8 protein-coding genes are annotated in these 9,811 nt (G+C 34.4%); 4 read left to right on the forward strand and 4 right to left on the reverse strand.

Annotated elements, in window-relative coordinates; all coding sequences use genetic code 11:
• Nucleotides 1–162 precede the first annotated feature (162 nt).
• The 3 genes from dnaE to B6D18_RS01425 all read left to right on the forward strand — a co-directional run bounded on the left by dnaE (nucleotide 163) and on the right by B6D18_RS01425 (nucleotide 5,235).
• The gene (dnaE, locus tag B6D18_RS01415) at nucleotides 163–3,642 is read left to right on the forward strand and encodes a DNA polymerase III subunit alpha (protein WP_086362807.1); all 3,480 of its coding nucleotides are present in this window, start codon (nucleotides 163–165) and stop codon (nucleotides 3,640–3,642) included.
• Nucleotides 3,643–3,885: 243 nt separating this feature from the next.
• Nucleotides 3,886–4,845: an acetyl-CoA carboxylase carboxyl transferase subunit alpha gene (gene accA / locus B6D18_RS01420; protein ID WP_086362808.1), complete on the forward strand. Its 960-nt coding sequence runs from the start codon at nucleotides 3,886–3,888 to the stop codon at nucleotides 4,843–4,845.
• A gap of 21 nt (nucleotides 4,846–4,866) precedes the next feature.
• Complete coding sequence (locus tag B6D18_RS01425; protein ID WP_086362809.1) at nucleotides 4,867–5,235, forward strand: diacylglycerol kinase; 369 nt, start codon at nucleotides 4,867–4,869, stop codon at nucleotides 5,233–5,235.
• Nucleotides 5,236–5,312: 77 nt separating this feature from the next.
• Here B6D18_RS01425 and B6D18_RS01430 read toward each other — a convergent pair whose 3' ends face one another.
• From B6D18_RS01430 to metK, 4 genes are all read right to left on the reverse strand, one after another.
• Entirely contained in the window at nucleotides 5,313–6,155 is an 843-nt protein-coding gene (locus B6D18_RS01430; RefSeq protein WP_086362810.1) for a 23S rRNA (adenine(2030)-N(6))-methyltransferase RlmJ, read from the reverse strand.
• The gene (locus B6D18_RS01435; protein WP_144063936.1) at nucleotides 6,149–6,577 is read right to left on the reverse strand and encodes a hypothetical protein; all 429 of its coding nucleotides are present in this window, start codon (nucleotides 6,575–6,577) and stop codon (nucleotides 6,149–6,151) included. Before B6D18_RS01435 ends, B6D18_RS01430 begins: the two co-directional genes overlap by 7 nt.
• A gap of 201 nt (nucleotides 6,578–6,778) precedes the next feature.
• Nucleotides 6,779–7,282, reverse strand: coding sequence for a SprT family zinc-dependent metalloprotease (locus B6D18_RS01440; protein ID WP_086362812.1), 504 nt, complete (start codon nucleotides 7,280–7,282; stop codon nucleotides 6,779–6,781).
• Nucleotides 7,266–8,417 carry a methionine adenosyltransferase gene (gene metK / locus B6D18_RS01445; RefSeq protein WP_086362813.1) on the reverse strand — a complete coding sequence of 384 codons (1,152 nt, stop codon included), beginning with the start codon at nucleotides 8,415–8,417 and terminating at the stop codon, nucleotides 7,266–7,268. Before metK ends, B6D18_RS01440 begins: the two co-directional genes overlap by 17 nt.
• 210 nt (nucleotides 8,418–8,627) lie before the next feature.
• Here metK and murI point away from each other — a divergent pair, with 210 nt between their 5' ends.
• A complete protein-coding gene (murI, locus tag B6D18_RS01450) occupies nucleotides 8,628–9,455 on the forward strand; it encodes a glutamate racemase (protein WP_086362814.1) in 828 nt (275 codons plus the stop codon).
• Nucleotides 9,456–9,811: the final 356 nt, after the last annotated feature.

Below are 9,811 nucleotides of genomic sequence, written 5' to 3' on the forward strand. Positions count from 1 at the left end.
CGCATTTATCAACACTAATTCGATTAACGTCCGTTGTTTTATAACGGACGTTTTTGTAATTGATTAGTAGGTATATTTAGTGACAAATAAAGACAATAAGAATATTCATATGGTTTATGCTATAATTGTGGCTAATTTTCTGGGTAATTATTTTTGGTAAATATGACTGAACCTAAGTTTATTCATCTTCACTTACATAGCGATTTTTCAATGATTGATGGCATAGCTAAAGTAGGTACTTTAGTTAATGAAGTCAGCAAGTTGCAAATGCCTGCTTTTGCCATTACTGATTTTACCAATCTGTGTGGACTGGTGAAGTTTTATGGTTCAGCAATGGGCAAAGGTATCAAACCGATTATTGGTGCCGATTTAGCCGTTAAAAATTCACAACTAAGTGATGATGTTTATCGATTAACATTGTTAGCAGCAAACAATGAAGGTTATCAAAATCTTACATTATTAATTTCTAAAGCTTACCAGCGTGGCTATATTGGAGATATGCCGGTTGTTGATCAAGAATGGTTAACGTTGCATCGCGATGGCTTAATCATATTAGCTGGTCGTGACAGTGATATTGGTATCGGTATTATTCGCGATAATCAGGAAATTATTGAAGATGCAATTAACTTTTATCGAGAAAATTTTAATCAACACTTTTATTTTGAATTAGTTCGCACTAATCGCCTTAATGAAGAATTATTTATTCATAGCGCCATTAAGCTCGCTGAACAATATTCCTTACCTGTTGTGGCGACTAATGATGTACGATTTTTGAAATCTTCGGATTTTGAAGCTCATGAAATTCGAGTTGCTATCCATGATGGTAATACTCTTGAAGATCCTAATAGACCGAAAAATTATTCTGCTGAACAATATTTACGTACTGAACAAGAAATGTGCGATTTATTTTCAGATATTCCAGAGGCATTAGAAAACAGCGTAGAAATAGCTAAGCGATGCAATGTGACTATAAGGCTTGGTGAATATTTCCTACCGCAATTTCCTACTGGTGATATGTCGACGGAAGATTTTTTGGTACATAAATCTCGAGAAGGTTTAGAGGAGAGATTAGAATTTCTTTTTCCTGATCCGGAAGAACGAAAACAAAAACGTCCAGAATATGATGAGCGATTAGAAACAGAATTAAACGTAATAAATCAGATGGGGTTTCCGGGTTACTTTTTGATCGTGATGGAATTTATTCAATGGTCAAAAGATAACGATATTCCCGTTGGCCCTGGGCGTGGATCAGGGGCAGGATCACTGGTTGCGTATGCTTTAAAAATAACTGATTTAGATCCATTAGCATTTGATTTACTTTTTGAACGTTTTTTGAATCCAGAACGGGTTTCCATGCCGGATTTTGATGTCGACTTTTGTATGGAAAAGCGTGATATGGTTATTGATCACGTTGCTGATATGTATGGTCGAGATGCGGTATCTCAAATTATTACCTTTGGTACTATGGCTGCTAAAGCGGTTATTCGTGATGTAGGGCGAGTACTTGGCCATCCTTATGGATTTGTTGATCGTATATCAAAATTAATTCCTCTTGATCCTGGTATGACCTTAGCTAAAGCATTTGAAGCTGAACCACAATTGCAAGAGCTTTATGATAATAATGAAGAAGTTAAGTCTCTTATTGATATCGCAAGACAATTGGAAGGTGTTACTCGAAATGCGGGTAAACATGCTGGTGGTGTCGTAATATCGCCAACTAAGATTACTGATTTTTCTCCTATTTATTGTGATCCTGAGGGGCATCATCCTGTAACTCAATTTGATAAAAATGATGTTGAATACGCTGGACTGGTTAAATTTGACTTTTTAGGGTTACGTACCTTAACTATTATTGACTGGGCGATTAAAATGATTAATGAGCGCCAGTTAAGAGATGGTAAGCCAACAGTTGATATTACTCGTATTCCATTAGATGATGAAGAATCTTTCCAATTATTATTAAAGGCTGAAACTACAGCGGTCTTTCAATTGGAATCGCGTGGTATGAAAGATTTGATCAGGCGGTTAAAGCCCGACTGTTTTGAAGATATGATCGCTTTAGTTGCTTTATTTCGACCGGGGCCGTTACAGTCAGGGATGGTGGATAATTTTATTGACCGTAAACATGGGCGAGAAGAAGTATCTTATCCAGATATCAATCATCAACACGAATCTCTTAAACCAATATTAGAACCAACCTATGGCATAATTTTATATCAAGAACAGGTTATGCAAATTGCCCAAACACTATCTGGTTATACGCTAGGTGGCGCAGACTTATTACGACGAGCGATGGGTAAGAAAAAACCAGAAGAGATGGCTAAGCAGCGTTCTGTTTTTAAAGAAGGTGCGGAAAAGCAAGGCGTTGATGGTGAACTTTCAATGCATATTTTTGATCTGGTTGAAAAATTTGCTGGTTATGGCTTTAATAAATCTCACTCTGCTGCTTATGCGCTTGTTTCCTATCAGACTTTATGGTTAAAGACACATTATCCGGCTGAATTTATGGCAGCAGTAATGACTGCCGATATGGACAATACCGATAAAATTGTTGGTTTAGTTGACGAATGTCTAAGAATGGGGTTGCAAGTTAATCCTCCTGATATTAATAGTGGTCTTTACCATTTTCATGTGAATGATAAAGGTGAAATTGTTTACGGTATCGGTGCTATAAAAGGGGTAGGGGAAGGCCCAATAGAAGCTATTGTTGAAGCTCGTAATAGCGGTGGTTATTTTAAAAATATCTTTGAGCTTTGCGCTCGAACTGATATGAAAAAAATTAATCGTCGAGTGTTAGAAAAATTAACTATGGCTGGTGCTTTTGATAAATTAGGACCACATAGAGCCGCTATTTTACATAGTATTAATGATGCTATGCAAGCGGCAGATCAATACGCTAAAGCGCAGGATATTGGTCAAGAAGATATGTTCGGAGTTCTTGCTGAAGAACCCGAACAAGTTGAGCATGCATATGCTGCTGTACCTGAATTACCAGCACAAGTTTTACTTGATGGTGAACGTGAAGCATTAGGGCTTTATTTAACCGGCCATCCCGTGACCCAATATTTAAAAGAACTTAATCGATATTCAGGAGGCGTTCGTATTAGCGAGGCTGCACCTACTGGATGGGGAAAAATGGCTACTTTTGCCGGTATTGTTATTGATGCCAGAGTTCGAATTACCAAAAAAGGTAATAAAATTGGATTATTCACTTTAGATGATAGGTCAGGGCGAATTGATGGCATGCTTTTTTCCGAAGCATTAGATAAATTTGGTCATTTACTTGTAAAAGATAAAATTTTAATTGTTTCCGGGCAAGTAAGTCATGATGATTTCAATGGTGGCTTTAAATTATCTGTTCGTGATATTGTTGATTTAAAAGATGCTCGAGCTAAATATGTTAAAGGGGTAGCTATTACATTAACTGATATTGAGGTTAATCGGGCTATTCTACAACGGCTACAACAAATTATAGAACCTTATCGACACGGTAGTGTGCCAATTAATTTATATTATCAGAGAGAAGACTCTATCGTACGTCTGCAATTTGGTACTACTTGGCGTATAGTACCTGAAGATGCATTGATAATAGAATTAAAAACCTTACTAGGTAATGAGCGTGTGAATTTTGAATTTGATTAATTAAAGTTATATTAATTGAATAAGTAATACAAAGATTTGGGCTATTTAGAAATAAAGATTTAAATAAACATTGTAGGTGTTATTTAACACTGTTTTAGTGTATTAATAATAAATATTGATGACTTTAATGACAATTACATAGTAAAATTGATTTAATTTTATTTTAATAAATAGTCAGTATACTAAATTTAGTAATGTATTTATAATTAAATACAAATAATACAAGAGGCAATCACAAGCGTTATGAACAATTTTTTGGAATTTGAAAAGCCGATAGCGGAATTAGAAGCAAAAATTAATTCCTTAAAGAATATTGATTCACAACAAGTTGAATTAGATATTAATTTAGATAAAGAAATTAAGCAATTAAATCAGAAAAGTCGTGAACTGACTAAAAAAATATTTTCTAATCTATCGCCTTGGGATGTGGCTCAGTTAGCTAGGCACCCTAATAGACCTTACACATTAGACTATATCAATGAAATTTTTACTGATTTTGATGAGTTAGCTGGGGATAGAGCCTATGCTGATGATAAAGCAATTGTCGGCGGTATAGCACGTATAGATGATCGTCCTGTTATGGTTATTGGCCATCAAAAAGGTCGTGAAACCAAACAGAAAATCTATCGTAACTTTGGTATGCCTGCTCCAGAAGGTTATCGTAAAGCATTGAGATTAATGCAACTGGCTGAGCGATTTAAGTTACCAATTATTACATTTATTGATACGCCAGGTGCTTATCCTGGAATTGGTGCAGAAGAAAGAGGACAAGCTGAAGCAATTGCTCGTAATTTACGCGAGATGTCACGCTTAAATGTACCAACAATTTGTACAGTTATTGGCGAAGGTGGATCCGGTGGTGCACTCGCAATTGGTGTAGCAGATAAAGTTAATATGCTACAATATAGTACTTACTCAGTTATTTCTCCGGAAGGATGTGCGTCAATTTTATGGAAGAGTGCTGATAAAGCGCCAGTAGCAGCAGAAGCAATGAATATGACAGCTGACAAATTGATTAAATTGAATTTGATTGATTCTGTTGTACCAGAACCTCTTGGTGGTGCTCATCGTGACTATACCGCTGTTGCTACTTCACTTAAAGCACAATTATTAGCTGATCTGGATGAATTAGAAGGTTTAGCATTACCTGAACTGCTTGAAAGAAGATTCCAACGTCTTATGAACTACGGTTATGTACGATAATTTAGAATTTGGAATATAAAGATGGAAAAAACGACAGGATTGCAACGCATTATTAATGCGACAAAATATTCTTTAAAGGGATTTAAGTCAGCAATAAAATATGAAACAGCGTTTCGTCAAGAATTAATTTTATTAGTTATTGCTTATATAACAGTAATGCTAATTAGTTTTACAATTTATGAGCGTATTTTATTATTAGGATCAATTGGCGTTGTGATGATTGTTGAGTTACTCAATAGTGCTATTGAATGCGTTGTCGATCGAATTGGTACGGAACGGCATGAATTATCTGGTCGAGCAAAAGATTATGGTTCTGCAGCAGTTTTTCTTTCTCTGTTACTAACTGTAATTTTATGGATTTATCTATTTGCTTGTCACTTCTTTTCTTGATTCTCAAGAACCTAGTTTTTCTTTGTTTATCAATAATGCGAGAGATTCTCGCATTATTGATCTATAATCATCAGAAATCATTCTGGAACTAATTCTTTAATAAAATAATTCCCAGTTTTTTCTGTATCAAGGGTGTTTTTCAACCATGGCATAATAGTTTGCATTTGTTGCTGTAGTTTCCATGGTGGATTAATAACAATCATTCCCGAAGCCGTCATACCTTTCTGGTTATTATCTGGTTTGATTGCAAATTCAAATTGAGAAATTTTCTTAATACCTAAATTAACAATTTCATCTATCATCTTTTGTGTTTGAGTTCGAGAAACAACCGGATACCAAATTAAATAAATACCAGTTGCGAAACGTTTATATGCTTCCAATAATGCTTTAGGGATTTTTTGATAATCATCTTTTATTTCGTATGAAGGATCAATCAAAACAATGCCTCGACGAGATTCGGGGGGTAGTTTTGATTTTAATTGTGAAAATCCATCTTCTCTTAAAACTCGGGCTCGTTTATCTTTACTGAATTCTTGTCGCAATAATGGATAATCCGTAGGATGAAGTTCAGTAAGATTGATTTTGTCTTGTTCTCTTAGTAATTGTTTAGCAATTAAAGGTGAGCCTAAATAATATTTCAAATTATCGAAAGGGTTATAACGTTTTAAAACCGATAAATAAGTATTAAGCAATTCGGGCGTTTCGGATTGTTGCCAAATTAAATTGATACCTGATAAATATTCCCCCGTTTTTTCAGCATGTTCACTTTGTAGTAAATAACGACCAGCTCCCGAATGAGTATCTAAGTACAAAAATGGTTTTTCTTTTTCTTTTAATGAGTTAATACATAGTGTTAATACAATATGTTTTAATACATCGGCATGATTGCCAGCGTGATAGCTATGACGATAGCTTAACATGACTTATTTAACCTCTTTTTTTCATTTTTTTGCATATAAAAAGTAGTTAAAGCTAGACTTAACAGGCAGGGTATTTCCATTAACTCCTCAATTAAATCTTTGCGCTGTGGATCTAACACCAAAAATTGGTAACCTAAACGACGGTGTTCAGCAATATCGGCGATGCCTAAGAATAGAAAGGCAAAAAATAGATGCCAGACCGGAATTGTTTCATATTTATATCGGCGAGTTATTTCTTGACGAATAGTTGGCAAAAATATAGTTAGTAATGGAATTGCTATGATAATACTAGCAATAATTTTATAATAAAAACGAGGAACATCGGGGAAAAAATCTCGTCCCCAGCTGATTCCTCGACCAAAAAGCATAAACCACCAAAATATTGTCCAAATCCAAAATTTGTAGAGATTTGAATGATTCATAACACTCTTCGCATAAAAATAGCTGTAACAGCACATGAATAATAAGAATAATGATTGGAAATGTTCGACTAAACTCACGGTTAAATTGCCATATAATGGCAGAAAAAAATTACCTAAGATATATAAGAAAAAGCTTAAAATTACAATAAATATAGAGCTTTTGTAAAAGTGAGTATCAAAGTTAGGCATAATTTTTCAAGATTAAATAAAGTTTTTAAGTTTTAGTATAGTACCGCATTTACGACATTGATAACTAGTTTTATTATTTATAATTTTGTTATGCCGTATTGGTGATAAATAATGCTCTTGGCAATCACAAAAATATATATATTCGTTGCGTTTAATCTTGAAATTATGGGTGACTTTGGGTTCTTTTTTCATTATTTCAGACATGACATATTGCCATTCTTTGCCATGTGGTTTTACTTTACCAAAATATTGAAAAGTAATGAGATGAGCTAATTCATGAGGCACAACTTCATTAATAAAATCTTCCCTATTCTCATAGAGCATTGTGCTATTAAGTTGTATTTCCCAACGGGTTAATAATGCGCAACCAGCAATAGTGCCTTTAGGTTTGTAACTGATTTTAGGCTCTTTATAATTGGTTGTTAATATTTGATTGGCTTGAATTAAGTGAGTTCTTAAACAAGCCAATACTTGATTTTGGAGATAAATTGGTACGCGTTTATAATCCTGCTGCATCGCGAAGAATAGCTGCCTTATCGGTTTTTTCCCATGGGAAGATATCTCGACCAAAATGGCCATAGCTTGCCGTTTTTTGATAAATTGGCTGGATAAGATCAAGCATTTGAATTAATCCATAAGGACGTAAATCAAAAAATTCTTTTATTAATGAGATAATTTTATCATGAGCAATTTTTTCAGTGCCAAAAGTATTCACATAAATAGAAGTTGGGTGAGCAACACCAATAGCGTAAGAAATTTGTAGTTCACATTTATCAGCAAGTCCTGCGGCTACAATATTTTTGGCAACATATCTTGCAGCGTAAGCTGCTGAGCGATCCACTTTTGAAGGATCTTTCCCTGAAAATGCTCCCCCACCATGTCGTGCGGCACCACCATAAGTATCAACAATAATTTTTCGACCCGTTAAACCACAATCTCCCATAGGACCACCAATAACAAAACGTCCAGTAGGGTTGATAAAATATTTTGTTCTTGAAGTTAACCACTCGCTTGGTAGCGTTGGTTTAATGATCTCTTCCATTACCGCTTCATGCAACGCTTTTTGTTCAATGCCTTCTGCATGTTGGGTCGATAAAACTACAGTATCGACGCCTTGAATTTTTCCATCTTGGTAAATTAATGTGACTTGGCTTTTGGCATCAGGTCTTAACCATGGGAGAGTACCATTTTTTCTTACTTCAGCTTGACGACGCATAAGATCATGGGCATAACTAATTGCTGCTGGCATTAAGTTAGGCATTTCATTGGTCGCATAACCAAACATAATACCTTGGTCACCAGCACCTTGCTCCAGAGGATTTTGACGATCAACCCCTTGATTAATATCTGGCGATTGTTTACCAATTGCATTGAGAACTGCACAAGAATTGGCATCAAAGCCCATTTCTGAACTAGTATAACCAATATCATTAATAGTTTTTCTGGTTAATTCTTCAATATCAACCCAAGCCGAAGTTGTAATTTCTCCACCGACTAATGCCATACCGGTTTTTACGTAAGTTTCGCAAGCAACTCGTGCTTTAGGATCTTGTTCTAAAATAGCATCTAATACTGCATCAGATATTTGATCGGCTATTTTATCTGGATGACCTTCTGATACAGATTCTGAAGTAAATAGAAATTCTGACATGTTTTACCTTCTTTAACTTATTTAGTGCAATTCTCTAAATATAAAATAACTATGAAAGATGCTTGTGTTTAGCAGTTTTACCATCTAGACGTCCATTTTAATGATTTATTCTAAAAAAAGCCAGCACTACCGCAAACAAAATTACTTGCATAAAATTTTAATCAATTTAGGATATGGCTCGTTTATTTTTTTAACCTTCATTAACTATATATGAATATTGTAAAACAATCTCCCACAGTATTAGTTTTTGATTCGGGTATCGGTGGATTATCTATTTATAATGAAATCTATAATAAAATGCCGAATCTACATTATATCTATGCTTTTGATAATGAAGGATTCCCTTATGGTGATAAATCATCGGAATATTTAATTGCTAGAGTGAATCATATAATTGCTTCTATTTTACAATCATACTCTATTGATTTAGCGGTGATTGCTTGTAATACCGCTAGCACTATCTGTTTACCCAGTTTACGAACAAACTTTTCTTTTCCAATTGTTGGTGTTGTACCTGCAATTAAGCCTGCCAGCAAAGTTACTAAAAATAAATGTATAGGTTTATTGGCAACAAAGGCAACTATACAACGAGCATATACAAATAATTTAATCCAAGAATTTGCGCCAGATTGTAGTGTAAAGTTACTTGGTTTATCAGAATTAGCTCATATCGCTGAAAATAAGCTACAAGGGATTGCTGTTGATATGCAGCAACTTGAAACATTATTGCAGCCATGGCTTAATTCACCTATTATTCCAGATACTATTGTACTTGGCTGCACTCATTATCCTTTTATTAAAGATGAGTTAAAAATACTTTTTCCTGATACGACTTTTATCGATTCTGGAAATGCAATTGCTTCAAGAGTTAATACTTTACTAGATGATCAGTATGATCTAAATAGCTTAAATAAACTATCTACTTTAGATAATATTGTGATAAGTACATTACATAATCAGCAAGTTGAAAAATTAACTAAAAAACTTACTGAATATAATCTTAATAAATATCATTATATTAGCGTTTCTGCTGATTAAAGCTTATTCGAACAAAAAAATAATTGCAATTTTTCACTTGCAAAAAAAAATGAAGTGCCTATAATGCGCATCCACTGACACGGCGTCAGCGACAAGCAGACAAAAGCAGTGTTAGTGAGCAAGATCAAAAATTTTAAAAAAAGATCTTGACGAATGAAAAGGTGTAGCGTAGTATACGCAGCCCTTGAGACAGCAAACTAAAACAAGAAATTGTGAAGTAAATTAAAAAGCTGTCAGCTCTTTAAAAAGAAGAAACAGACAATCTGTGTGGGCACTTACGAGACGAAAAATTAAAAGTCTACGGACTCAAAAAATTAAGTCTTGATAAGTGACACTGAAGATTCATTTGAATTATG

Source organism: Gilliamella sp. A7, from assembly GCF_002142015.1.
In the GTDB taxonomy this organism is placed as follows: domain Bacteria; phylum Pseudomonadota; class Gammaproteobacteria; order Enterobacterales; family Orbaceae; genus Gilliamella; species Gilliamella apis_A.